Origin of the sequence: Microtetraspora sp. NBRC 13810, assembly GCF_030268685.1 — a bacterium.
GTDB lineage: Bacteria > Actinomycetota > Actinomycetes > Streptosporangiales > Streptosporangiaceae > BSRQ01.
Genome location: NZ_BSRQ01000005.1, coordinates 380,391 through 404,105, shown reverse-complemented (window position 1 = coordinate 404,105; position 23,715 = coordinate 380,391). Strand labels below are relative to the sequence as shown.

The following is a 23,715-nucleotide window of genomic DNA, read 5'->3' as shown; positions in this document are numbered from 1 at the left end:
CCGTCAAGAACCGTATATCCCCCTCAAAGAGCCGTATATCGTCACGCGTCGGACCTGCCTTTCCGGTAACGCGCGGCGCGCCGTACGACGCCCGAGGTAAGGGGTCGCGTGACGACACCGGCCGTAACGGGCGCACGGGGGAACTGAATGGGGAGAAGCGGCAGATGAGCGGTACTGGCGGGCGGACCGTTCCGGCCGTGGTCGAGAGCCCGGGACGCCCGGCGGCGCCCGGCGGGCGGTTCGCCCGGTGGCTGCTGGAGCACCGGGTCCAGCCGGTCGGCCCCGAGGCCGGCGAGTCGCACGCCGAGCCGCACGCGTGGTGGAAGGTGATGTGCCTGACCGGGGTGGACTACTTCTCCACCCTGGCCTACCTGCCGGGCATCGCCGCGCTGGCCGCCGGTTCGCTGTCACCGCTGGCGACGATGCTCATCGTCGCGCTGACGCTGCTCGGCATGCTGCCGATGTACCGGCGGGTGGCCAGGGAGAGCCCGAACGGGCAGGGCTCGGTGGCGATGCTGGAACACCTGCTGCCCTTCTGGCGCGGCAAGGTGTTCGTGCTGGTGCTGCTCGGCTTCGTGGCCACGTCGTGGATCATCACCATCACCCTGTCGGCCGCGGACGCCTCGGTGCACATCCTGGAGAACCCGTACGCGCCGGGATTCCTGCACGGGCACGCCGTCCTCATCACCGTGGTGCTGCTGCTGATCCTCGGCGGGGTGTTCCTGCTCGGCTTCAGCGAGGCGGTCGGGGTCGCCATCCCGCTGGTCGCGCTGTTCCTCGGGCTGAACGCGATCGTCGTCGGCGTCGGGCTGTTCGAGGTCGCCACCACGCCGGGCGCGGTGGCGGCCTGGCTGGACGCGCTGACCGAGGGGCGGGGCGGCTTCGGCGGGGTCGTGGGGCCCGCCGTGCTGGCGTTCCCGCTGCTGGTGCTCGGCCTGTCCGGTTTCGAGACCGGGGTGAGCATGATGCCGCTGGTCGCCGCCGAGGGAGCCGACGCGGGGCAACGGCTGACCGCCCGGATCCGGAACACCCGCAAGCTGCTGACCACCGCCGCGCTCATCATGAGCGTCTACCTGATCGCGACGAGTTTTGTGACCACGGTGCTCATCCCGGCCAAGGAGTTCGCCCCCGGCGGCGCCGCCAACGGCCGCGCGCTCGCCTACCTGGCCCACGAGCACATGGGCGAGGCGGCCGGCACCCTCTACGACATCAGCACCATCCTCATCCTGTGGTTCGCCGGGGCCTCCGCGATGGCCGGACTGATCAACATCGTGCCGCGATACCTGCCCTCCTACGGGATGGCGCCGGAGTGGGGCCGCGCGGTCCGGCCCGTCGTCGCCGTCTACACGGTCATCTGCGTGGCCATCACCATCGCCTTCGGCGCCGACGTCGACGCCCAGGCCGGCGCCTACGCCACCGGGATCCTCGCCATGATGGTCTCCGGCGCCGTCGCGGTGACGATCTCCGCCCTGCGCCGCGGCCGGCACGCGGCCACGGCCGGCTTCACCGTCCTCACCCTGGTCCTGCTCTACGCGCTGGCCGAGAACATCTGGGAGAAGCCGGACGGCATCGCGATCTCGGCCGCCTTCATCGTGGGCATCGTGGTGATCTCGCTGGTCTCCCGGGTGACCCGGACCACCGAGCTGCGCGCCGACCGGATCGAGTTCGACGAGGCGGCCCGCCGGTTCGTCGCCGACTCGCTGGCCCACAACGGGGAACTCGACGTCATCGCCAACCGCAGGCAGCGGGGCGACGTGGCGGAGTACGCCGCCAAGGAGCGGGAGCAGCGCGGCATGAACCCGGTGCCGGGGCGGGCCGACGTGGTCTTCCTGGAGGTCGACGTCATCGACCCTTCCGCGTTCAGCGACGTGCTCCGGGTGCGGGGGGTGCAGGTCGGCGAGCACCGCGTGCTGCGCGCCGAGAGCCCGGCGGCGCCGAACGCCATCGCCGCCGTGCTGCTCGCCCTGCGGGACGGCACCGGGGTCCGCCCGCACTGCTACTTCGAGTGGGCTGAGGGCAGCCCGGTGACGCACCTGTTCCGGTACCTGCTCCTCGGCCGGGGCGACACGGCGCCGGTGGTCCGCGAGATCATCCGCAAGAGCGAGCCGGACCCGGCCCGCCGCCCGCGCATCCACGTCGGCTGACCGCCCCCGCCCGCGCTTCCGGCCGGAGCGCGGGCGGCCGGCCGCCTCGCGGCAGCCGGTCAGCCGGTCAGCCGGTCAGCCGGTCAGCCGGTCCACGCGGGGTCGCGGCCGGTGAGGGCGAGGACGCGGTCCAGCGGCGGGGCCGACGCCGGGACGGGGACCTCGGGGCCGTAGACGCCCATCTTCCGGCCCTGCTCGACACTCTTGGCGAGCTCTTCGAGCGTGTAGGCGACGAGTCCGTCGTCCCAGGTCGTCGGGCGGCCGGTCGCTTGGGCCAGGTCCCAGGAGTGCACGAGCAACTCGCCCACGACCATCCCGCCGACCAGCGACGCCGGCAGCTCGGTCGGCCCGCCCATGTGCGTCACGCCCTGCCACGCCTCGGGCCGGCCCCATGCCGCGGCCAGGCGTTCCGCGTGCGCCTCGACCGCGGCCCGCCAGTCGCCACCGGTCAGGTCCGCGTCCGTCTCCGCCGCGGCCGGCGGCGGCACCGCCTCTTTGCGGGCCGCCCCTTCCAGCGACGGCCCCCAGAAGAGCAGATGGTTGATCAGCTTGCGGACGTCGTACTCGGCGCACGGCGTCCGCGCGCCGAGCTGGTCCGGCTCGATGTCACGGACGATCTCTATGAGCGAAGCGGCCGCTCGGGCCACCGACTGGTCAGACATGACGCCCAAGAAAGCACGGCACGCCGGCGGTTGTCTTGAACAAACGCGACATAAGCTCGACGACGTGCCCAGAGACGTCCGTGAACTCGGCGGCGCGTGGACACGGTTCCAGCGCCACGCCTTCCCCGCCCCCTCCCCGGACCTCGCGCCCTACGTCGAGCACTACTGGATGGTCTCCTGGAACTACGAGGAGCCCTACCGCCAGCTGATCGTGCCGTATCCGAACGTGCACCTGACCTTCCACGACGGCGCCGCGAGAGTGCAGGGGGTGTGCAGCGGGCACCAGGTCAGGGTGCTCGAAGGGGCCGGCGGCGTGCTCGGCGTGCGGTTCCGGCCCGGGTGTTTCCGGCCGTTCCTGGGCGCGCCGGTCTCGTCGCTCACCGACCGGTCCGTCGACGCGGGCGAGGTCTTCCCCGGCGGTGTGCCGGAGGCGGACGACGTCCCGGCGGTCGAGGACTTCCTCAGAGCCCACCTCCCCGAGCCCGATCCCAGGGCCGGGCGGGCCGCGGACATCGTCGCGACGATCTCCGCCGAGCCGGAGATCACCCGGGTCGGCACGCTGGCCCGGCTGCTCGGCACCGGCACCCGTGACCTGCAACGGCTGTTCGCCGAGTACGTCGGCATCGGCCCCAAGTGGGTCATCCGCCGCTACCGGCTGCACGAGGTCACCGAACGGCTGGCCGCCGGCACGCCGATCGACTGGGCCGAACTGGCCGCCGAGCTCGGCTACGCCGACCAGCCGCACCTCGCCCGCGACTTCAAGGACATGTTCGGCGAGTCCCCGACCCGCTACGCCGAACGCTATTAGGCCGGGGACGAGCGCTGTCCCGGCCGGAGGATCGCGGCCGGCCGGGGCACGAGCGCCATCCCGGCCGGACGACCGCGGCCAGCCGGGGCACGAGCGCCGTCCAGGGCCGGACGACCGCGGCTAGCCGAGCGACAGCAGGATCGGGGCGACGTAACGGGCGCGGTCGCCGGGCGGCCGGGGCGTTCCGCGCAGCATCGTGGCCAGCGGGTCGCCCGTGGCGCGCATGCCGTGCGCCGCCAGCCAGGCGCCGACGCCGGGGAACGCGCCCAGCACCTCGACCCGCACCTCGCGGTCGGCCCCGTGCGCCGCGGCCGCGATGAGCGCGCGGGCGGCCTCCTCCGACGGGGCGGCTACCGGGCCGATCACGCGCTGCTCCGCGGTGTTCCACGCAATCGCGAACCCGCCGTCGGCGACCACGACCTTCTCCGCCCGGCCCAGCAGCGGGGCGAGCACCACGGTCCGGTCGGCCCCGGCGACCTCGGCGTCCAGCGCCACAACGGCCGCGAAGTCCTCCGGCGCCGCCTCCCGCACCCCGGGGACCTCGTCGGGCGCCCAACCGCGGTCAAGGGCGAGCTTCTGGCAGGCGGGCAGGTCCTCGACCCCGAGCCGGCGAATCAATGTCACGGGGCCCAGAACTACGCCACACGCCAAGAATCTCAGCCGTCGAGGCAGATAGTTAGCCTTACCTCATTTAGTGTAGCCTTACCTAAACTCGACCTTCGGAGGGCGCCGGGTGAACGCGTCGGTCATGCCGTCGTGGGCGCACAGGGTGCCACCCGGCCCGAGCGGGCCGCAGCGAGCCCTCCACGACGGAATCCCCCGCACCGACACGAAGGACCGCTCGATGCCACCCTCCTCGCAACGCGCCCGGGTCTTCACGGCGTTCGCGTCCCTCCTGCTCCTTCTCACCACCGTCGCCGCATGCGGCTCCGGCACCGGCACAGGAGCCGCCGCGCCCGAGAGCTCCGCCCCGGCGAACGCCGCCTTCCCGGTGACCATCGAGCACAAGTTCGGCTCCACCACGATCACCGCCGAACCGCAGCGGGTCTTCACCCTGGGGCTCACCGACCAGGACGCGGTCCTGGCCCTCGGCAAGGTCCCGGTCGGCACCACCGACTGGTTCGGCGGCTTCCCCGGCGCGATCGGGCCGTGGGCCACCGGCAAACTGGGCGGCGCCCCGGTGCCGACGCTGGTGAAGGACACCGGCACCGGCCCGCCGGTGGAGCAGATCGCCGCCCTCAGGCCCGACCTGATCCTCGCGCTGTACGCCGGGCTCACCAAGGAGCAGTACGACACCCTGTCGAAGTTCGCGCCCGTGGTCGCCCAGCCCAAGGAGTACAACGACTACGGCATCCCGTGGCAGCAGCAGACCGAGACGACCGGCCGGGCGCTGGGCAAGCCCGCCGAGGCGAAGGCCCTGGTGGAAGGCGTGGAGCGGAAGTTCGCGACGCTGCGCCGGGAGCACCCGGAGTTCGCCGGCGCCACCGGCCTGGTCGCCACGCCCTACGAGGGGTTCTTCGTCTACGGCAGCCAGGACCCGCGCTCGCGCACCCTCTCCTCGCTCGGCCTCAAGCTGCCCACCGACCTCGACAAGGTCATCGGCGACCAGTTCGGCGCCAACATCAGCAAGGAACGCGGCGACCTGCTCGACCAGGACGTGGTGGTGTGGACGGTGCCGGACCTGGCCAAGGACGTCACCACCCTGCGCGCGGACCCCGTCTACAAGGACCTGAAGGTGGTGAAGGAGTCCCGCGAGGTCTTCCTGGGCGAGAGCACCGACTACGGCGCGGCCTTCTCCTTCGTCACCGTGCTGAGCCTGCCGTACGTGCTGGACCGGCTCGTCCCGCAGCTCGCCGCGGCGGTGGACGGCGACGCGGCGACGAAGGTCGCACAGACCACGTCATGATCCGGCACGCCTCGGAGACCGCCCCGGCCCGGGTCACGCCGCGTCCCGCGCTGCTGCTCGGCGGGCTCGGCGTCCTGCTCGTCGTGATCTGCCTGCTGTCGGTCGCGCTCGGCGCGCTGAGCGTCCCCCTCGACCAGGTCGCCGGGGCTCTGCTCGGCCGCCCGCACAGCGCGCACGTCGAGAACATCGTCTGGTCGGTGCGCGGCCCGCGTACGGCGCTCGGGCTGATCACCGGCGCGGCCGTCGGGCTGTCCGGGGCGCTCATGCAGGCGCTGACCCGCAACCCGCTGGCCGACCCCGGCCTGCTCGGCGTCAGCTCCGGCGCGTCCTTCGCGATCGTGGCGTCGATCGCACTGCTCGGCGTCCAGTCGATGTACGGCTACATCTGGTTCGGCTTCGCCGGGGCGCTGGCCGCCAGCGTCCTCGTCTACATGCTGGGCCGGCTGGGCCGCTCCGGCCTGAACCCGGTCAAGCTCGCCCTGGCCGGGGTCGCCGTCACCTCGCTGCTCTCCTCGGTGACGAGCGCGATCGTGCTCACCGACCCGGACGCGCTGAACCGGTACCGGTTCTGGTCGGCCGGTTCGCTCGCCACCCAGAACGGCGACGTGGTGGCGCAGATCCTGCCGTTCCTCGCGGTGGGCGCGGTGCTCGCGCTGGCCTCCGCGCCCGCGCTCAACAGCCTGGCCCTCGGCGAGGACGTCGCCGCGTCGCTGGGCCGGCGGCTCGGCCTGGTCCGGTTCCGGAGCGTCATCGCGATCATGCTGCTGACCGGCGGGGCGGTGGCGGTGATCGGCCCGGTCGTCTTCCTCGGGCTGGTGGTGCCGCACATCGCCAGGATCCTCGCCCAGGCCGCCGGAATCGGCCCCGACCAACGCTGGCTGCTGCCGCTGTCCGCGCTGCTCGCGCCGTGCCTGCTGCTGGCGGCGGACATCGTCGGCCGGGTCGTCGCCCGGCCGATCGAGATCCAGGCGGGCGTCCTCATCGCCTTCATCGGCGGTCCGTTCTTCATCGCCATGGTGCGCCGCCGCCGGCTCGCGGAGATGTGACCATGTCCGAGACCCCCCTGTCCGAGACCCCCCTGTCCAAGAACTCCCTGTCCAGGGCGCCCATCGCACGACATTTCCGGCTCGCCGTACCGCCCGTCTCCGGCATGCTGCGACCGCGCCAGGTCATCGGGTGCGGGGTGCTCGCCGTCCTCGCCTTCCTCTTCCTGAGCTGGGGCGTCACCATCGGCGACTACCCCGTCGGCCTGGCCGAGGCGATGCGGGCGCTGACCGGGACGGGCGACCCCGGCACCCTGGTGATCGTGCAGGAGCTGCGGCTGCCCCGGGCCGTGGTCGGACTGCTCGTGGGCATCGCCTTCGGCATGTCCGGCGCGCTGTTCCAGACCATGACGAGGAACCCGCTGGCCAGCCCGGACATGATCGGCCTCGTCCAGGGCTCCGGCACCGCCGTCACCGCCGCGATCGTGCTCGGCTGGGACACCGCCAGGTTCGGCGTCCAGGCACTCGGCCTGACCGGGGCGCTGCTCACGGCGCTGCTCGTCTACGCGCTGGCCTGGAAACGCGGCACCACCGGCTACCGGATCGTCCTGGTCGGCATCGGCGTTTCGTGGATCTGCACCAGTGCCACGGACTACCTGGTGGCCAGGGGCGGCCGGTTCCAGGCGCAGGCCGCGCTCGGCTGGCTGGTGGGCAACCTCAACGGGCGCGACTGGAGCGCGGCGACGCCGCTCGCCGCCGCCCTGGTGGTGCTCGTGCCGGTCACCCTGCTGCTGGCCAGGCTGATGCGCACCCTGCAACTCGGCGACGACGTCGCCACCGGGCTCGGCACCCGGGTGCAGAGCGTCCGGTTCGCCCTGCTCATCGCCGGTGTGGGACTGGTGGCCTTCGGCACCGCCGCCGCCGGCCCGATCGCCTTCGTCGCGCTCGCCGCGCCGCAGATCGCCCAGCGGCTCGCCGGCACCGCCTGGCCTCCCCTGGTCGCCTCGGGCCTGACCGGCGCCGTCGTCGTGCTCTTCTCCGACCTGCTCGCGCGCACGCTCATCTCCGGTCTGGAGCTGCCGGTGGGCGTGGTCACCGGGGTGCTGGGCGCGCCGATCCTGCTCTGGCTACTCGTCCGCGCCAACCGCGCCGGCTCAGGAGGCTGAACCATGTCGAACACCGACCCGGACCTGCGGGCGAACGGCCTGCGCCTTGCCTACGACAACCGGGTGGTCGTCGAGGACCTCGACCTGACCATCCCGCCGGGCCGCATCACCGCGATCGTCGGCGCCAACGCCTGCGGCAAGTCCACCCTGCTGCGCGCGCTGGCCCGGCTGCTCACCCCCCGCCAGGGCGCCGTCCAGTTGGACGGCCGCGCCCTGCACGCCATCCCCACCAGGGAGCTCGCGCAACGCCTGGGCATCCTGCCGCAGTCACCGGTGGCGCCGGAGGGCCTGACCGTCGCCGACCTGGTCACCCGGGGCCGCTCGCCGCACCAGACCTGGTGGCGGCAGTGGTCGCGGGCCGACGAGCAGGCGGTGCACGCCGCGCTGGCCGCCACCGGGATGACCGCGCTCGCCGACCGCCCGGTGGACGAGCTCTCCGGCGGCCAGCGGCAGCGCGCCTGGATCGCCATGGCCGTCGCCCAGGGCACCTCCGTGCTGCTGCTCGACGAACCCACGACATACCTCGACCTCGCCCACCAGGTGGACGTACTCGACCTGATCACGGACCTCAACCGGCTGGAGAACCGCACGATCGTGATGGTCCTGCACGACCTCAACCAGGCGTGCCGGTACGCCGACCACCTGGTCGCCATGAAGTCCGGCCGGATCACCGCCCAGGGCGCCCCGTCCGAGGTCGTCACCGCCGAGATCATCGAGGACGTCTTCGACCTGCGCTGCCAGGTCTCCGCCGACCCGGTCAGCGGCACCCCCCTGATCATCCCGATCGGCCGCCACCATCACCTGACGCGAACGCCGCTCTGACGTCGGTACGGCGCCCGCGGCCGGGTGACCGTTCTCAGCCCAGACTTCGCAGGTAAGCCGCCACCTGGTGCCTGCCGCCGTACTCGGCCCAGCCGAGCGGGGTCGAGTCGTACTCGGTGTCCTTGATCGTCGGATCGGCGCCGAGCTCGATCAGTGTCGCGGCCGTCTCGACGTCGTCGTTCCAGGCCGCCGCGTGCAGCGGGGTGGATCGCCGCAGGTGGTTCACGCCGAAGCCGAGACCGGCGAGCAGCCGTACGGCTTCGGGCCTGCGCTGCCCGGCCGCGCTGTTGATCAGCTCGGGGGATCGGGCGAGCGCTCGCGCCGGCGGTTCCGGGCCGAATCCGGCCACCGCGTCGGTGTCGGCGCGCATGCAGGCCGCGACGAACGCCTCCGTCTCGTCCAGGACCGCCGAGGCGGCTGCCGCGGCGAGGATCTCCGCGACCTCGGTGTGCCCGTTCAGCAGGGCGAGCTCATAGGGTGTGCGTCCGCCGTACGCCGGATGCTCGCCCAGCGAAGCCGTACATGCGGGCGGTGACCAGTTGCGCGTCGGACAGTTTGAGCGTCCGCGGCGGAACTCGGTGACGAGCCCGAGCGCCTCGGGGACTCCCGCCTGCACGGACCGAAGCAGCGTCTTCGCGTTCTGCCGGAGCCGTTCGAGGCTGGGGTTGCCGGGCAGGCGCTGGATGGGCACCAGAGCGCCCTGAACGCCCACCCCAGCCTACATTCCCACCCAGCCGAGGACCGCCCCCTGGCCTCCCTGGCCCGCACGATGTCCAGGGCAGTAGACAGCGGAGCCCCCATAGCCGACGTCCTAACCCGCCTCGCGGACGCCGCCCGCCGCCCCACCCGATCAGCCTCCGCCGCCGCCCGAATTGTCGGAGTCCAAGCAGTAGCCCCCCTCGGCCTCTGCTTCCTCCCAGCCTTCGCCTTCCTCGGCATCATCCCCGTAGTCGCGGGCCTGGCGACCCAAGTCCTCCCCCGTAACGGCTCTGGTCGGATTCGCCCTGTACGCGTTATCCTTCACATGTAAGAAGATTCTTTCAGGTGAAGGAGTGTCATGACAGTGGCCGTGCCGGCCGGCGACGAACTGGTCGTGATGCTCGCGGCGCTGGCCAACCCGCTACGGCTGCGCATCCTCGCAAGGCTCGCCGGTGGGCGTGACTACGTGAGCCATCTGGCCCGCGACATCGGGATCAGCCGACCGCTCCTGCACATGCACCTGCAGCGGCTGGAGGCGGCCGGGCTGATCGTCGGCAGCCTTGAGCTGTCGGAAGACGGCAAGGCCATGAAGTACTACGAGGTCACGGACTTCCACCTGCACCTGACCGCCTCGACCGTGGCCGAGGCGGTCCAGACCCTTACCCGATCGGACCCGGAGAAGGGTCCCGCACCCAAGGAGAGGTCCTGAATGGACGCGACGACCTGGCCGGGCACGGTCCTGATCCTGGGGCTGTGGTTCCTGGCCCTGATCCTGCTCATCGGCATCGCAGCGACGGTCCTCGAGTTCCGCAAGCTGAAGATATCCGCCGCCGTGCAGGAGGACCTGCGCCAGCTCGTGCGCCGCTACGAGCAACTCGCCGAGAACACCCTGGACGCCCAGCAGCGGATGGCGAACGACCTTTCCGAACTGCGAACGCGCGCGGCCTCGATCGAGCAGATCCTGCGGACAGTCGAGTAAGGAGAAACACGATGAAGGCGATCGTCCAAGAGAAGTACGGCTCGGCCGAGGTTCTGAGACTCGGTGAAATCGACAAGCCGGTGCCCGGCCACGACGAGGTCACGGTGCGCGTACGCGCGACATCGGTGACCCATGGCGACTGGGTGACCACGACGGGCCTGCCGTATCTGGGCCGCCTGGCATTCGGGCTGCGCCGGCCAGGGCGGAAGGTCCCAGGCCGGGATATCGCCGGAGAGGTCGAGGCCATCGGCAAGAACGTCACACGATTTCAGCCGGGCGATGAGGTGTATGCCGAAGTCGCCGCCGGAGGCTTCGCCGAATACGCCCGCGTCTCCGAGGACCTGCTGTGCCCGAAGCCGGCCAACCTGACCTTCGAGCAGGCGGCGGCCATACCCTGGGCGGCGAACACCGCATTGCAGGGTCTCCGCGACCGTGGCGGGATAGAGCGGGGGCAGCAGGTCCTGATCAACGGGGCGTCGGGAGGTGTGGGCACCTTCGCCGTGCAGATCGCCAAATCGTTCGGGGCGGAGGTGACCGGCGTGTGCAGCACGAGGAACGTGAAACTGGTCCGCTCGATCGGTGCCGACCATGTCGTCGACTACACCCGAGAGGATTTCACCAAGAGCGACCGGCGCTACGACCTCATTTTCGACCTGGCGGGGAATCACTCGTTGTCCGACTGCAGACGCGTGTTGACCCCCGGAGGGACCCTCGTCCTCTCCAGTTCGAAAGGCGGCCGGTGGTTCGGGCCGGTGGGCCGGCTCCTGGGGGCGCTGGTGCTGTCGCCGTTCGTACGGCAGAGCGTGCGCACGTTCATGGCGAGGCGAAGCCAGAAGAACCTCGCCGATCTCAAAGAGATGGTCGAGTCCGGGCAGATCACACCAGCGATCGACAGGACATACCCGCTGAGTGAGGTTGCCGAGGCGATGCGGTACTTCAGCGAGGAGCACGCACGGGCGAAGATCGTCATCACCGTGTAAGGCCGAGAGCCTTATGAGATACCTGCCGATGGCAATCCGACGGCACTGCAAAGTAGCGTGACCGGATGGTTGCGTTCTGCATCCTTTGAGGTGATCTGCTCCTCATTCAGGATGACCAGTCTCAGCGAATCGGCGATGCGGTGTGGATGGGACACATGCGCCGGACGTGGTCGTACGCACTCGGCCCCGTCGACGGACGCCTCGTCCTCGGCAACTGGTAGCCGCTTCACCTGACGGTGAGGTCGGCGCCAACTCAGAGGCCAGCCCGACCCCACCAAGCGCGCCCACCTCGACTTCACCGTCGAGCGCCCGGGATGACCACGTCAATCGATGATCGCGGTGACCTCGGCCTCGATGAGGATGCCGGGCTCGAAAAGCACGTCAACTCCGATCAGCGCGGCCGGCGGCGTAGCGATGTCGAACTCGCGGGCCGCCTGTTCGATGCCCGCGTTGAAGGCGTCGTACATCTCTCTCTTCCAGCCTGCGGCGTACCACGTGAAGCGGACGACATCGTGGAACGTCGCTCCGGCCGCGTCCAGCGCTTTGGCGACGTTGCGGTAGACCTGGGTGACCTGCCCGGCGAGGTCGCCCGGTGCCACGAGCTCGCCGTTCTCGTCCCAGGCGACCTGTCCCGCGATGTGGACCTGCCTGCTCCCTCTCGCCACCGCGACGTGGTGGTAGAGCGGGACTTGGACATGCCGGTCGGGGTTGATGAGCGAAACAGCCACGAGATCTCCTGATCGGTTACGTGATCGAGGCGCCGGATGGCACCCGTGCTCTCTTGCGGTTACTCAGAAACCATAGGAGAGTGTTCGCTGACGTGGAAGAACGCACTTTTTAGAGACTGGGGAACCTCATGGTGACCAAGCAGTTCGCAGGCACGGCTGATGAAGCGGACCTGAGACGTGCGGACTCCCTGGCGCGGGAGATCTTCTCGGACGTCGCCAACAAGTGGGCGTTGCTCATCATCGAGGCTCTCGGTGAGCGCACCCTCCGCTTCAGCGAACTGCGCGACGAGGTCGAGGGCATCAGCCACAAGATGCTCACCCAGAACCTGCGCATGCTGGAGCGCAACGGCCTGGCCCGGCGGAAGGTGCATCCCACTGTGCCGCCGCGAGTCGAGTACACCCTCACCGAGCCGGGCCAGGCCCTGCGCGCGACGGTTGATCTCATCTGCGGCTGGACTCACCGGTACTTCGGCCACATCGAGACCGCCCGCCGGCACTTCGACGCCTGACAGCCCGCGTTGGTCGGGGCCGGCCATGGATGTCCTGGCGGCTGCGATCCCCGACGACCTGCACGATCAGAACCTGCGCCAGGCATTGACCGCCGCTCCGGCCGGCACCCCGCCAGCCGCACACAGAAAGGCGTCCTGATGGAGATTCCCCTGTTCACGGACAGGCGGTGGAGCACATGCCCGCTGTGGGTGCTGGAGGGCAACGAGCGGGCCCGCCGGTTCTGCGAGAAGGCCGGCTGGTCGGCGGACGGCGTCACCCGGGTCGCCCCGATGGGCGGCGAGCTGACCCACCAGCTGCTGCGCGTCCGGACGGCCACCCGGTGACCGACTTCGCCGAACGCGCCGAGCGGCACCGGGGCGAGCTGCGGGTGCACTGCTACCGGATGCTCGGATCGTTCGACGAGGCGGAAGACCTGGTCCAGGAGGTGTTCCTGCGGGCGTGGCGCGGCCGGGACGGCTTCGAGGGCCGTTCCTCACTGCGCGCCTGGTTGTACCGGATCGCCACCAACGCCTGCCTGGACGTCCTCGACGGCCGGAGCCGGCGGACGCTGCCCGACCAGGCCGATTCACCGGCCGGCCCGTGGTTGCAGCCGTTCCCCGACCACCTGTGGGAGCCGGTGGCACCGAGCGCCGACGACCCGGAGGCCGCCGTGGTCGCGAAGGAGACCCTGGAACTGGCGTTCCTGGCCGCCATCCAGCACCTGCCGCCGAGGCAGCGCGCCGCGACGATCCTGTGCGACGTGCTGGGCTGGCCGGTCCGCCAGACGGCCGAGGCCCTCGACGGCAGTGTCGCCTCGGTCAACAGCGCACTGCAGCGGGCCAGAGCCACCCTGCGCACCCACCTGCCGCCCGGCCGGTCGGACTGGGCCCCGTCAGCCCCGCCCACCGACGAGGAGCGCAGGATTCTGCGCCGCTACATGTCCGCGGTCGAGCGCGGCGACCTGACCGAGGTTGCCGCGCTGCTGGCGCGGGACGTGCGAGCGACGATGCCGCCGTACCCGGAGTGGTTCGCCGACCGCGACGGCGTGCTGGCAGCGCTGTCGGCGAGCTGGGACGCCGGCTCACCCGACTACATCGGAACGCTGCGCATGCTGCCGGCGAGCGCCAACGGCCAGTTGGCCGCGGCGACGTACCGGTGTCCGCCGGGCGGGCACGCGTACGAGCCGTTCGGCATCGGCGTGCTGCGGATCCGCGACGGCCGGATAACCGAGATCGTCGCGTTCCACGAGCCGGCCCTGTTCCCGTCGTTCAACCTCCCACCCACCCTGGACCGATGAGGTTCCGCGGTGGATGCCGTCTCAATACCGCACGAGGCAATCAGCCGGCAGAGGAGACAGCAGTGAACGACATCGAACCGCAGACCGCGAACGGCAAGGTGCTCTGGCACTTCACCATGTCCCTGGACGGGTTCGTGGCCGGGCCGAACCACCAGATGGACTGGATGATGACCGGCATCTCGCCCCAGCCGGGCCTGATCGAGGAGTACGTCGCGACCACCGGCGCGGTCCTGGGCGGCCGGCGCGGCTGGGACCACTTCCCGGATCCCCGCAGCGTCTACGGCGGCGCCTGGACCGGACCCATCTTTGTGCTCACCCACCATCCGGAGGACGCCACGCCCGCCGACGGCGTCACATTCCTGGACTGTGACGTGACCGAGGCGGTACGGATCGCGCTGGCCGCGGCCGGCGGCAGGAACGTCGAGGTGCATTCGCCGACGATCGGTGGCCAGCTTCTCGAACGCGGGCTCCTCGACGAGATCAACCTGCACATCGCGCCCGTGCTGCTCGGCGAGGGCATCCGGCTGCTGGACCTCCCCGGTGGCCGGCCGCACTACCTCCACCGGGTCGGCGCCGACGACCCCACGGCCGAGCTGAGCGTGCGGTACCGGCCGATCAGGCCGTGACCGCGAGCGTCACCACGGCGACGGCGGGCGGTCATCCAGCCGCTTGCGGCCCGGATGCCGTACCCGGCGTTCCTTGTTCGGCGGCAACGGCTCGATGACCGCCCACAACTCACCGCTGATCTCCCACGGCTTCGGCCGCGCCACCTGCTGCCCTTCTCGCCATCGCTACAGCGAGAGATCAAACCTTTCACCGGGCGTCTGGGCCTTGAAGGTGGGCTCCTAGGCGGCGGGGGCGGCGGTGTTCAACGGGCTAGCCGAGGAGGGCACGAAAGCCTGCCGCCCGCGACGTGCCGATACCCGGTTATGCCAGGGGGTGACGTCTCGTCCTACGGACGAATCACGGACAAACAATCAAAGGCCCGGTCTCCGTTTCCGGAGATCGGGCCTTTGATTTGGTGTTTCTCAGTAGCGGGGGCAGGATTTGAACCTGCGACCTCTGGGTTATGAGCCCAGCGAGCTACCGAACTGCTCCACCCCGCGTTGCTGTGTTACAAACACTATCGGCAGCGCGGGGTGGTGGCAAATCAATTCGGGCTCACGAGCTCGACGCGGGACTCGGTGCCGGCGTGCTCGACGGGCTGGCCGGCGCGCTCGGGGTGGCGGACGGGGACGGGGTGGGTGCCGCCGTGGGAGCCGTGGTGGCGGCCGAGGCGGGCTCGGTCGCCTTCAGCTTGTCCAGGGCGGCACGGAGACGCTGCTGGGCCTCGCCGTACTTCACCCAGTCGGGCGGGCTGGCGGCCAGAGCCGTCTGCGCGTCCGCGTACGCCTGCTGGGCCTCGTCGATGGTGGAGGCCAGCACGTTGGCGGTGGCGTTGTTCGTCGTCTCGCCGGAGGTGACCGGGGCTCCCTCGGGCGGCGGAGCCTGGGCGGCCGATTCGCCGAACACCTGCTCCAGCGCGTCGTCGAGGCTGTCCGCGGATCCCACCTTGTTGCCGTAGGACACCAGGACCCGGCGCAGAATCGGGTAGGGCTCCTGGCCCGACGCCGCGGTCGTCTGCACGTAGACGGGCTCGATGTAGACCAGGCCGCCGGCGAAGGGCAGGGTCAGCAGGTTGCCGTACCGGATCTGGGCGTTGCCCAGGCCCAGCAGGTTGAGCTCACCGGAGAACTTGTTGGTGAAGTTGTTCTGCACCTGGCCGGGGCCGGGGATCGCGGTGTTGGACGGCATGCGCAGGATGCGCAGGGTGCCGTAGTCCTGGCCGGGCGTCGCGCTCACCGACATGAAGGCCGCCAGGTTGGGACCCTCGCGCGGGACGAACGTCGTCGTCAGCGAGAACGTCGGCTCCGTCGCCCCGGGCATCTTGACCGACAGGTAGTACGGCGGCTGCTTGACGTCGCCGTCACGCAGGGACGGGTCGTTCGGGACGTTCCAGAAGTCCTGGCCGCTGTAGAAGGCTCCCGGGTCCACGATGTGGTACTGCGAGAGCATGTCGCGCTGCACCTTGAAGAGGTCTTCCGGGTAGCGCAGGTGGCTGCGCAGGTCCTGGCTCATCGCGCTGGCCGGCTTGACGATGCCGGGGAAGGCGTTGCGCCAGGTGCGCAGCACCGGGTCCTTGTCGTCCCAGGCGTAGAGGGTCACGGTGCCGTCGTAGGCGTCGACCGTGGCCTTCACCGAGTTGCGGATGTAGTTGATCTCGTCACGCGGCTGCTGCGGGATCGCCCGGGTGTCGGTCGCCGTGTCGCGGACCATGTCGCCGAGGCTCTTGCTCTGCGAGTAGGGGTAGTTGTCGGACGTCGTGTAACCGTCGACGATCCACACCACCCTGCCGTCCACGATCGCCGGGTAGGGGTTGGCGTCCATCTGGAGGAAGGGCGCCACCTTCTCGATCCGGTCACGCGGGTTGCGCACGTAGAGGATCTGCGACCTGGGGTTGATGTCCCCCGACAGCAGCATGTTGATCTCGCCGTACTTCGTGGCGTAGAGCAGCCGGTTGAAGAACGAGCCGACCGGCACGCCGCCCTTGCCGTCGTACGTGGTGTTCTGCTGGCCGCTGGCGCCTGCGCTCAGCGGGTAGTCGAGCTCCTGCTTGGTCCTCGTGGTGGAGCCGCCGGCGATCACGTACTCGGTGGAGGAGGACTCGCCGAAGTAGATCCGCGGCTGCTTCAGGCCGGTGCGCTGCGCCAGGTCGCCGGTGACCGGCATGTCCTTGGCGTCGAAGTCGGGCAGGCCCTCGGAGTCGACCTCGTTGCCGGGCGCGGCCACGATGCCGTAGCCGTGCGTGTAGACCAGGTGCCGGTTGATCCAGTTGTCCTGCTCCGGCGGCGGCCCGGTGAGCTCGCGGACGGCCACCACGGTGTCGCGCTCCTTGCCGGAGGCGTCGGGGTAGCGGTCCACGTCGAGCTGGTCGGGGAAGTCGTAGAAGCCGCGGATCCGCTGCTTCTGCTGGTAGGTCTTGGACACCAGGGTCGGGTCGAGCAGCCGGACGCCGGAGATCGAGGAGTCGGAGTTGACGTCGACCTTGCTCGGATCGCCCTGCGCGTTGTAGTCGGTGACCTTGGCGGTGTCGATGCCGAAGGCTTTCCTGGTGGCGTCGATGTTGCGCTGGATGTAGGGCGCCTCACGGGCCTGCTGGTTGGGCCTGACCTGGAACTGCTCGACGAGCGACGGATAGACGCCGCCGATCAGCACCGCCGACAGGACGAGCAGGCCGAAGGCCACGCCGGGGAGCATGCCGCCCTTGCGCACGACGCCGGCGAAGAAGAGGCCGGCGCAGATGAGCGCGATGATCGCCAGGATCGTCTTGGCGGGCAGCACCGCGCTGACGTCGGTGTAGGACGCGCCGTCCCGGAAGCCCCGGTCGGAGAAGACCAGGCCGTACCGGTCGATCCAGTAGGCGATGGCCTTGAGCAGCACGAAGACGCCCAGCAGGACGGACAGGTGGGCGCGGGCCGCGCGGGTGGCGTGCACGCCGGGCGACTGGAGGCGGAAGCCGCCGTACAGGTAGTGCACGATGGCGGCCATCACCGCGGAGACCACCACGGCGGTGAACAGGAACGTCAGCACCATCCGCAGGAACGGAAAGGTGAACATGAAGAACGACTTGTCCATGTTGAACAAGGGGTCGGTCTCGCCGAACGGCGCGCCGTTCACGAACTGCAGCCAGGTACTCCACTGGCCGGCCAGCGACGAACCGGAGAACAGCGCCAGCACGCCCATGCCGATCAGGAAGATCAGCCTGCGGTGCGGGTCGAGCGCCATCCGGTAGCGGTCGGCGCCGCTGGAGCCACCGAACATCGCGGGACCGAACATCGGCCGCGTCCGGTGGGCCAGCATCATGTTCCCGCCGACGATGGCGACCATCAGCAGCGCACCGACCACGAACAGCATGATCTCGGTCAGGAGCACGCCGGAGAAGACCGATGTGAACCCGATCGAGTCGAACCACAGGTAGTCGGTGAAAATGCCGGCGAACAGGAAGAACAGCGCGACGAGCACCACGAGGGCGATCACGACGGGCAGCAGAAGGCGCGGCCGGCGGGGCAATCGCATCGCCCTGCCGGATCCGGGGGTCCGGAAGCTCAAGGCCAACCCCTTGTCTTAAGAGCAACGGTCCGTGTCTGGCAACCTACACCGGCGAAGCATCGGTCGCGGTGTGCCTCTCGGGCACGGTCCGGCCACAACGCTCCACCGTCGGAACTGCTAGGCCCAACGCACGGGATGACATCTGAGTGCCCGAATCGCATCACGGGTGGGTCAACTTCCCGAACAGGTGGGCACCGGGCCGGAACCACCCCCGCGCAACACGTCGATGGCCCGCACGGCGGTGCCCAGCGTGTCGACCTTCACCAGCCGCAGGCCCTCGGGCACGGCCTGGACGGCCTCGGCGCAGTTTCCCGCCGGGGTGAGGAAGATCGTCGCACCCGCCTCGCGCGCGCCCACCATCTTCTGCTGGATGCCGCCGATCGGGCCGACCTGGCCGTCGGGGGTGATCGTGCCGGTGCCTGCAATGGACTTGCCGCCGGTCAGCGGGCCGGGCGTGAGCTTGTCGAGGATGCCGAGGGAGAACATCAGCCCCGCGCTCGGGCCGCCGACGTCGCCGACGCTGATGTCGACGTCGAAGGGGAACTTGAACCGGGACTGCATGACGACGCCCACCATGACGTTGCCGTCCTGACCGGCGACGGTGGGGACCTGCTCGGTGAGCGTTTTGCCGCCGCGGGTGACGGTGAAGGCGACCTCCTCGCCCGCCTTGTGCGCGCGCACCGCCCCGGCGACCTTCTCCACGTCGGTGATGGGCTTGCCGTCCACGGCGGTGATCTCGTCACCCTGCTTGAGCCTGCCGTCGGCGGGCTTGCCCTTCTCGGTGGACATGACGGTGACCACCGAGGTGAAGGGGATCTTCAGCTGGGTGAGCGCGGCGGCGGTCGCGTCGTCCTGGGAGGTGGTCATCTCCTGGGTGTTCTGCTGCTCGACCTGCTCGGCGGTGCTCGTCCGCGGGAAGATCGTCTCCTCCGGGACCACGGCCACGCTCGGGTCGGCCCAGCCGCGCAGCGCCGTGAGCAGGTCGATCCGCGCGCCGGGGCCGCCCTGGTAGGCGACGGTGACCAGGCTCAGCTTGCCGTTGACGGGATAGGTCTCGTGGCCCTTGATCGTGATGACCGGCTGCCCCTTGACCGCTCCCAGCGTGTTCTCCGTCGGGCCGGGACTCAGCACCACGTAGGGCACCGGCATGACGGCGCCGGCCAGCGCGAGCACAAGGGTCAGCATGCTCGCCACCATCAAGGTCAGCGCACGTCGGGACATGACCTGAAGCCTATGCGTTGCGCACCGGGACGCGGCCCGGCCTGTGGATCGTCATGCGCAGGCGCCGACCCACTCGCTGGAGCCGTCGGCGAACAGCTGGTGCTTCCAGATCGGCACCTCGCGTTTGAGGTCGTCGATGAGCCGCCTGGACGCCTCGAAAGCCTCACCGCGGTGCGGGCAGGCCACGGCGACGATGACCGCGATGTCGCCGAGCGAGAGGTCGCCGACGCGGTGCACGGCGGCCAGCGCCGTGACGGGGAAGTCGGTGGCGACCTTTTCGGCGACCCGCCTCAGCTCGGCCTCGGCGGTCGGGTGCGCGGAGTAGGACAGCCGCGTCACGGACTTGCCCTGGTCATGGTCGCGGACCGTGCCGACGAAGAGCGTGGTACCGCCCGCGGACCTGTCACCGACGGCGGCCAGCACCTCGTCGACGGAGAGCGTCTGGTCGCGGATCCCCAGCAGACGGATGTTTTCCACGCCCCGAGCCTACAACCGCGTCGTCGCGGTCGCCCGGTCGCGGCTAGACCCGCCGCTTGCGCCGCGCCCGCCGGACGATGGCCGCGGTGCCGATCACCGCGACGGTGGCGCCCGCGGCCGTGATCGTCGCCTCCTTGCCCGACAGGCGGCGGCCGACGACGGCGTGCCTGCCCGCGCTCAGCTCCAGCAGGTGTTCGAGCGCAGCCTCGTTGCTCCACACCGGCTTCCAGCCGACCGCGCGCAGCGCGGCGCACTCGACCACCCACGGGTAGACGACGTAGTGCAGGTCGGTGGCGGGCGCCGGGGTGATGCCGAGCCGGTGCAGCCGCTGGGCGGTGCCGAAGGTCAGCGCGGCGGGCAGTTCGAAGCGGCGTAGCCCGGAGATCTCCTCCACCTGCTCCTGCTCCAGCCAGCCGTCGGAGCCGACGGCCACCACGCCGGAGACGGCGCCGAGCGCCGCGAGCTCCAGCGCGGTCACCAGGTCGTCCACGTGGCAGAACTGCCAGCGCGGCGCGCAGCCCTTGACGGTGAGCAGCCTCGGCGCCTCGAAGTGCCGGGTGACCACGGTGTCGGTGTCCGGCCCGACCACGGCGGCGGGGCGCAGCACGGTCACCTCGAGGCCGGGATGGCTGCGCCGGGAACGCCGGACCAGCGCCTCGATCTCCAGGTAGTCGCCCACGACGCCGGTGTCGTGCTCGGCGGCCACCGGGGAGCCCTCGGCGAGGGGCACGTCGTTGTCGGGCGCCGCGCCGTACACCATCGCGCTGGTCACCAGCACGACCCGGCGGACCCGCGCCGCCGCGCTCGCGGTGAGCACGGTCTCGGCGGCGCGCAGGTTGTAGGCACGCCGCTCGGTGGGGTCGGCGTCGAGGGCGTAGCCGGCGGCAAGATGCACGAGCACGTCGATGTCCGACAGCCGGTTCGCCAAGAGCGGATCCCGAACGTCGATGACCCGCCAGGTGACGTCCGCGACGTCGCCGCGCTGCTCGTCGATGGCCACGACGCGGCGGAAATCCGCAGACGAGGCCACGTGGGCAAGGAACGCCCGGCCCAGTCCCGAGGCCGCGCCGGTGACGGCGACGACAGGTGGGCGGTGACGATTCGAGGTAGGCACCAGGTCCTCACTTTGCACTGATCCGCCCCACGACGGATAACGTGGCGGATGTGGACTCCTCCATCCTGCACGAGGTAGACCGGTGACTGACCTGCCAGGTCGCGAAAACGACCCAAACGAGAACCCGTTCGCCATGTTCGGCAACCCTGAGCAGATCGCCGCGGCGATGCGCCAGTTCGCCGACATGCTGTCCGCCCCGCAGAGCGCCGGGCCGGTCAACTGGGACATGGCCAAGAACATCGCCCGGCACGCCGTGGTCGCGGAAGGCGATCCCAGTGTGATGGAGGGCGAGCGCCGCCAGATCGTCGACGCGCTGAGCCTCGCCGACCTGTGGCTCAACCAGGTGACCACGCTGCCGAGCGGGGTGACGTCACCCCAGGCGTGGAGCCGTTCGGAGTGGATCGAGAAAACGGTCCCGATTTGGCAAAAACTTTGCGATCCGATCGCGGCGCGCATGGTGGAGACGATGGGCGGGTCGCTCGGCTCCGCCGGTCTGCCCGCCGAGGCCCAGGCGATGGCGGGCCCGCTCATGGGCATGCTGAAGCAGATGGGCGGCATGATGGTCGGCAGCCAGATCGGCCAGGCCCTCGGCACGCTCGCCCGCGAGGTCGTGGGCACCACCGACATCGGCCTGCCGCTGTCCGACGCCGCGGCCCTGCTTCCCGGCGGGATCGCGTCCTTCAGCGAGGGCCTTGAGCTGCCCGCCGACGAGATCCGGCTCTATCTCGCGCTGCGCGAGGCCGCTCATCATCGGTTGTTCCAGCACGTCCCGTGGCTGCGCGCGCACCTGCTCGGCGCCGTCGAGGAGTACGCCAAGGGGATCAAGGTCGACGTGTCCGCGCTGGAGGAGCAGCTGCGCGGACTCGACGTCAGCAATCCTGAGCAGTTGCAGCAGGCGCTGACCGGCGGCGCGCTGCTCAAGCCGGAGGAGACCGAGCGGCAGAAGGCCGCGCTCGCCCGCCTGGAGACCATGCTGGCGCTGGTCGAGGGCTGGGTCGCGACCGTGGTGGACCAGGCGGCCGAGGGCAAGCTGCCGGGCGCCGCGGCGCTGGCGGAGACCGTACGGCGGCGCAGGGCGTCCGGCGGGCCGGCCGAGCGCACGTTCGGCACTCTGGTCGGTCTCGAACTGCGTCCCCGCCGGCTGCGCGAGGCCGCCGCGCTGTGGCAGGCGGTGGAGGCGGCCCGGGGTCTCGAAGGCCGCGACGCCGTGTGGGGCCACCCCGACCTGATGCCGAGGGCCGACGACCTCGACGACCCCGAGAGCTTCGTACGGGGCGGCGTCGAGCTGGACCTGTCGGCGCTGGACGCCGAGAGGCCACCGTCCGCCGAGAAGCCGGAGTCACCTGAGAAGCCGGCGTCTCCTGAGAGGCCGGAGGACTCCGAGGGCGACGACAGGTGACACTGCACGCCGACGCGCGGGCCGTGCTGTCCGCGTGGAGTGCGCCGAGCGCCGAGGAAGAGGTGCTCCGCAAGGAGTTCCTGGAGCACCTGCACGCCTACGACGACGCCATGTGGCGGGCGTGCGCGCCGGGCCACCTGACCGCCACCACGGCGGTGCTGTCCGACGACGGCGAGTTCGTGCTGCTCACCCTGCATCCCAAGGCCGGCATGTGGCTGCCGATGGGCGGCCACTGCGAGGCCGGCGACGCCTCCCTCGGCGCCGTGGCGCTGCGCGAGGCGACCGAGGAGTCCGGCATCTCCGGCCTGCGGCTGCTGCCCGGCCCGCTCGCGCTCGACCGGCACGAGGTGTGGTGCCATCCGCCACGCAGTTGGCATCTCGACGTCGAGTACGGCGCGGTGGCCCCGGCCGGGGTGGAGCCGGTGATCAGCGACGAGTCGCTGGACCTGCGCTGGTTCCCGGTGGACGCGATCCCCGAGCTCAGCGACGAGGCGACCCGGCGGCTCGCCGTACGGGCGCGGGCGGTGCTACGCGGCGCCTGAGCGGCGCTTGAGCGGCGGCGACTGGGCGGCGGCGTCGGCCGGGCCCGCCGGTGGACCGTTCCCGGGACCTCTACGCGCCGGATGCCTCGCACCGCTAGTTTCAAGGCACACGTGTTGATGAGACGAGGCTGGGCGAACCGGTGGACATCGCGGCTGGCAAGACCGACGACCCCGTGGGCGGCGTGATCGTGACTCCGGTTCGCAGGCGCTGGCGGGTGCCGGGCGCGCTCGCCTGGATGGCCGTCGCGCCGTTCGCCGCCTGGGCGGTGGCCCGGGTCGGCGGGCTGGAGCGCGGCTCACTGACGACCCAGCTCATGACCGGCACGCCGTACGTCGCGGCGGCGTCCGTGCTGCCCGTCCTGATCGGCGCGCTGGCCCGCAACCGGTACGCCACCGCGGTGGCGCTGGTGACCACGGCGGCGCTGGGGCTCAGTGTGTTGCCGCGGGCGTTCGGCTCGGCGGATCCGGCGACCGGCAGGCCGCTCAAGGTGCTGACGCTCAACCTGCTGTTCGGCCGGGCCGATCCCGGCGCCGTGCTCGACCTGGTGAAACGGCTCGATCCGGACGTGCTGAGCGCACAGGAGCTCACGCCCGGCGCGGTGGAACGGCTGGACGAGGCCGGGCTGGCACGGCTGATGCCGCACCGCGTGCTGGAGGACGAGTGGAGCGCGGCCGGCAGCGGCCTGTTCTCCAGGTATCCGCTCACCCCGCTCAACGGCCTGTTCCAGGTGGTCGGGCACAACATGCCGGCCGCCACGCTGGCCCTTCCCGGCGGCGACCCGGTCGAGATCGTGGACGTGCATCCCTACCCGCCGCTGGGCGCGCAGGTGCAGGAGTGGGCGACGGCGCTCGACTCGCTGCCCGGTCCGTCGCGGGAGCGGGTCCGCGTGCTGGCCGGCGACTTCAACGCGAGCCTGGACCACGCGCCGATGCGCAGGCTGCTCGGCCGGGGATACGTCGACGCGGCCGACCGGGCGGGGCTCGGCCTGGTGCCGACCTGGCCCGCCAACCGGGGCGTGCCCGCGCTCATCACCATCGACCACGTGCTGATGGACGAGCGCGGCGGGGTGAGCCGGGTCAGCGTGCACACGGTACGCGGCACCGACCACCGCGCGGTCTTCGCCGAGCTGCGGGTCCCCGCCGTCTGACC

At 70.9% G+C, this 23,715-nt stretch carries 25 protein-coding genes and 1 tRNA gene; 16 read left to right on the top strand and 10 right to left on the bottom strand.

From position 1 onward, the window contains the following. Positions 1-164: 164 nt before the first annotated feature. Complete coding sequence (locus QSK26_RS13670) at positions 165-2,144, top strand: APC family permease (protein WP_285775462.1); 1,980 nt, start codon at positions 165-167, stop codon at positions 2,142-2,144. A gap of 83 nt (positions 2,145-2,227) precedes the next feature. Here the strand turns inward: QSK26_RS13670 and QSK26_RS13665 are convergent, their stop codons facing one another. Next, complete coding sequence (locus tag QSK26_RS13665; RefSeq protein WP_285775461.1) at positions 2,228-2,806, bottom strand: TIGR03086 family metal-binding protein; 579 nt, start codon at positions 2,804-2,806, stop codon at positions 2,228-2,230. Positions 2,807-2,870: 64 nt separating this feature from the next. On the opposite strand from QSK26_RS13665, the gene QSK26_RS13660 reads away from it, so the two are divergent. Then, positions 2,871-3,614 carry an AraC family transcriptional regulator gene (locus QSK26_RS13660; RefSeq protein WP_285775460.1) on the top strand — a complete coding sequence of 248 codons (744 nt, stop codon included), beginning with the start codon at positions 2,871-2,873 and terminating at the stop codon, positions 3,612-3,614. Positions 3,615-3,734: 120 nt separating this feature from the next. Here the strand turns inward: QSK26_RS13660 and QSK26_RS13655 are convergent, their stop codons facing one another. Further along, a complete protein-coding gene (locus tag QSK26_RS13655; protein WP_285775459.1) occupies positions 3,735-4,238 on the bottom strand; it encodes a GNAT family N-acetyltransferase in 504 nt (167 codons plus the stop codon). 220 nt (positions 4,239-4,458) lie between these two features. Here QSK26_RS13655 and QSK26_RS13650 point away from each other — a divergent pair, with 220 nt between their 5' ends. Genes QSK26_RS13650 through QSK26_RS13635 form a run of 4 tightly spaced genes read left to right on the top strand, consistent with a single transcriptional unit; the run spans position 4,459 to position 8,491 of the window. Next, positions 4,459-5,520 carry an iron-siderophore ABC transporter substrate-binding protein gene (locus QSK26_RS13650; protein ID WP_285775458.1) on the top strand — a complete coding sequence of 354 codons (1,062 nt, stop codon included), beginning with the start codon at positions 4,459-4,461 and terminating at the stop codon, positions 5,518-5,520. Beyond that, positions 5,517-6,566, top strand: a complete 1,050-nt coding sequence (locus QSK26_RS13645) for a FecCD family ABC transporter permease (protein ID WP_285775457.1) — start codon at positions 5,517-5,519, stop codon at positions 6,564-6,566. Before QSK26_RS13650 ends, QSK26_RS13645 begins: the two co-directional genes overlap by 4 nt. Positions 6,567-6,568: 2 nt before the next feature. Further along, positions 6,569-7,669: a FecCD family ABC transporter permease gene (locus tag QSK26_RS13640; protein WP_285775456.1), complete on the top strand. Its 1,101-nt coding sequence runs from the start codon at positions 6,569-6,571 to the stop codon at positions 7,667-7,669. Positions 7,670-7,672: 3 nt separating this feature from the next. Beyond that, positions 7,673-8,491, top strand: a complete 819-nt coding sequence (locus tag QSK26_RS13635; RefSeq protein ID WP_285775455.1) for an ABC transporter ATP-binding protein — start codon at positions 7,673-7,675, stop codon at positions 8,489-8,491. Positions 8,492-8,525: 34 nt separating this feature from the next. On the opposite strand, the gene QSK26_RS13630 is transcribed toward QSK26_RS13635, so the two are convergent. Next, a complete protein-coding gene (locus QSK26_RS13630) occupies positions 8,526-9,182 on the bottom strand; it encodes an ankyrin repeat domain-containing protein (protein WP_285775454.1) in 657 nt (218 codons plus the stop codon). Positions 9,183-9,548: 366 nt separating this feature from the next. On the opposite strand from QSK26_RS13630, the gene QSK26_RS13625 reads away from it, so the two are divergent. From QSK26_RS13625 to QSK26_RS13615, 3 genes are read left to right on the top strand one after another with little or no spacing between them, the layout of a single operon-like run. Continuing rightward, positions 9,549-9,899: an ArsR/SmtB family transcription factor gene (locus tag QSK26_RS13625; protein WP_285775453.1), complete on the top strand. Its 351-nt coding sequence runs from the start codon at positions 9,549-9,551 to the stop codon at positions 9,897-9,899. Further along, positions 9,900-10,169, top strand: a complete 270-nt coding sequence (locus tag QSK26_RS13620; RefSeq protein WP_285775452.1) for a hypothetical protein — start codon at positions 9,900-9,902, stop codon at positions 10,167-10,169. It abuts the gene before it with no gap. Positions 10,170-10,180: 11 nt separating this feature from the next. After that, on the top strand, positions 10,181-11,149 hold the full coding sequence (locus tag QSK26_RS13615; protein ID WP_285775451.1) for an NAD(P)-dependent alcohol dehydrogenase: 969 nt from the start codon (positions 10,181-10,183) through the stop codon (positions 11,147-11,149). 323 nt (positions 11,150-11,472) lie between these two features. Here QSK26_RS13615 and QSK26_RS13610 read toward each other — a convergent pair whose 3' ends face one another. Further along, complete coding sequence (locus QSK26_RS13610; protein ID WP_285775450.1) at positions 11,473-11,877, bottom strand: RidA family protein; 405 nt, start codon at positions 11,875-11,877, stop codon at positions 11,473-11,475. Positions 11,878-12,005: 128 nt separating this feature from the next. Between QSK26_RS13610 and QSK26_RS13605 the strand changes: the two genes are divergently transcribed. The 4 genes from QSK26_RS13605 (at position 12,006) to QSK26_RS13590 (ending at position 14,289) form a co-directional block, all read left to right on the top strand. Beyond that, positions 12,006-12,386 carry a winged helix-turn-helix transcriptional regulator gene (locus QSK26_RS13605; protein WP_285775449.1) on the top strand — a complete coding sequence of 127 codons (381 nt, stop codon included), beginning with the start codon at positions 12,006-12,008 and terminating at the stop codon, positions 12,384-12,386. A 138-nt stretch (positions 12,387-12,524) separates the two neighbouring features. Continuing rightward, positions 12,525-12,710 carry a hypothetical protein gene (locus tag QSK26_RS13600; RefSeq protein ID WP_285775448.1) on the top strand — a complete coding sequence of 62 codons (186 nt, stop codon included), beginning with the start codon at positions 12,525-12,527 and terminating at the stop codon, positions 12,708-12,710. Then, positions 12,707-13,663 (top strand): RNA polymerase subunit sigma-70, encoded by a 957-nt coding sequence (locus QSK26_RS13595; protein ID WP_285775447.1) that lies wholly within the window; start codon positions 12,707-12,709, stop codon positions 13,661-13,663. The genes QSK26_RS13600 and QSK26_RS13595 overlap by 4 nt, the downstream gene beginning before the upstream one ends. A 62-nt stretch (positions 13,664-13,725) precedes the next feature. Then, positions 13,726-14,289: a dihydrofolate reductase family protein gene (locus QSK26_RS13590; protein WP_285775446.1), complete on the top strand. Its 564-nt coding sequence runs from the start codon at positions 13,726-13,728 to the stop codon at positions 14,287-14,289. A 9-nt stretch (positions 14,290-14,298) separates the two neighbouring features. Here QSK26_RS13590 and QSK26_RS13585 read toward each other — a convergent pair whose 3' ends face one another. The 6 genes from QSK26_RS13585 to QSK26_RS13560 all read right to left on the bottom strand — a co-directional run bounded on the left by QSK26_RS13585 (position 14,299) and on the right by QSK26_RS13560 (position 20,627). Beyond that, entirely contained in the window at positions 14,299-14,433 is a 135-nt protein-coding gene (locus QSK26_RS13585) for a hypothetical protein (RefSeq protein ID WP_285775445.1), read from the bottom strand. Positions 14,434-14,695: 262 nt separating this feature from the next. Beyond that, a tRNA-Met gene (locus QSK26_RS13580) sits at positions 14,696-14,769 on the bottom strand. 55 nt (positions 14,770-14,824) lie between these two features. Then, a complete protein-coding gene (locus QSK26_RS13575; protein ID WP_285775444.1) occupies positions 14,825-17,779 on the bottom strand; it encodes a UPF0182 family membrane protein in 2,955 nt (984 codons plus the stop codon). Between the two features lie 204 nt (positions 17,780-17,983). Continuing rightward, entirely contained in the window at positions 17,984-19,033 is a 1,050-nt protein-coding gene (locus QSK26_RS13570) for a YlbL family protein (protein WP_285775443.1), read from the bottom strand. A gap of 51 nt (positions 19,034-19,084) precedes the next feature. Continuing rightward, positions 19,085-19,510, bottom strand: a complete 426-nt coding sequence (locus QSK26_RS13565) for a molybdenum cofactor biosynthesis protein MoaE (protein ID WP_285775442.1) — start codon at positions 19,508-19,510, stop codon at positions 19,085-19,087. Positions 19,511-19,553: 43 nt separating this feature from the next. After that, positions 19,554-20,627, bottom strand: coding sequence for an NAD-dependent epimerase/dehydratase family protein (locus QSK26_RS13560; RefSeq protein ID WP_285775493.1), 1,074 nt, complete (start codon positions 20,625-20,627; stop codon positions 19,554-19,556). Between the two features lie 130 nt (positions 20,628-20,757). Here QSK26_RS13560 and QSK26_RS13555 point away from each other — a divergent pair, with 130 nt between their 5' ends. From QSK26_RS13555 to QSK26_RS13545, 3 genes are all read left to right on the top strand, one after another. After that, positions 20,758-22,023, top strand: a complete 1,266-nt coding sequence (locus QSK26_RS13555) for a zinc-dependent metalloprotease (RefSeq protein ID WP_285775441.1) — start codon at positions 20,758-20,760, stop codon at positions 22,021-22,023. Further along, the gene (locus tag QSK26_RS13550) at positions 22,020-22,565 is read left to right on the top strand and encodes an NUDIX hydrolase (RefSeq protein WP_285775440.1); all 546 of its coding nucleotides are present in this window, start codon (positions 22,020-22,022) and stop codon (positions 22,563-22,565) included. The genes QSK26_RS13555 and QSK26_RS13550 overlap by 4 nt, the downstream gene beginning before the upstream one ends. Before the next feature lie 140 nt (positions 22,566-22,705). Further along, the gene (locus QSK26_RS13545; protein ID WP_285775439.1) at positions 22,706-23,713 is read left to right on the top strand and encodes an endonuclease/exonuclease/phosphatase family protein; all 1,008 of its coding nucleotides are present in this window, start codon (positions 22,706-22,708) and stop codon (positions 23,711-23,713) included. The last annotated feature ends 2 nt before the right edge of the window (positions 23,714-23,715 follow it).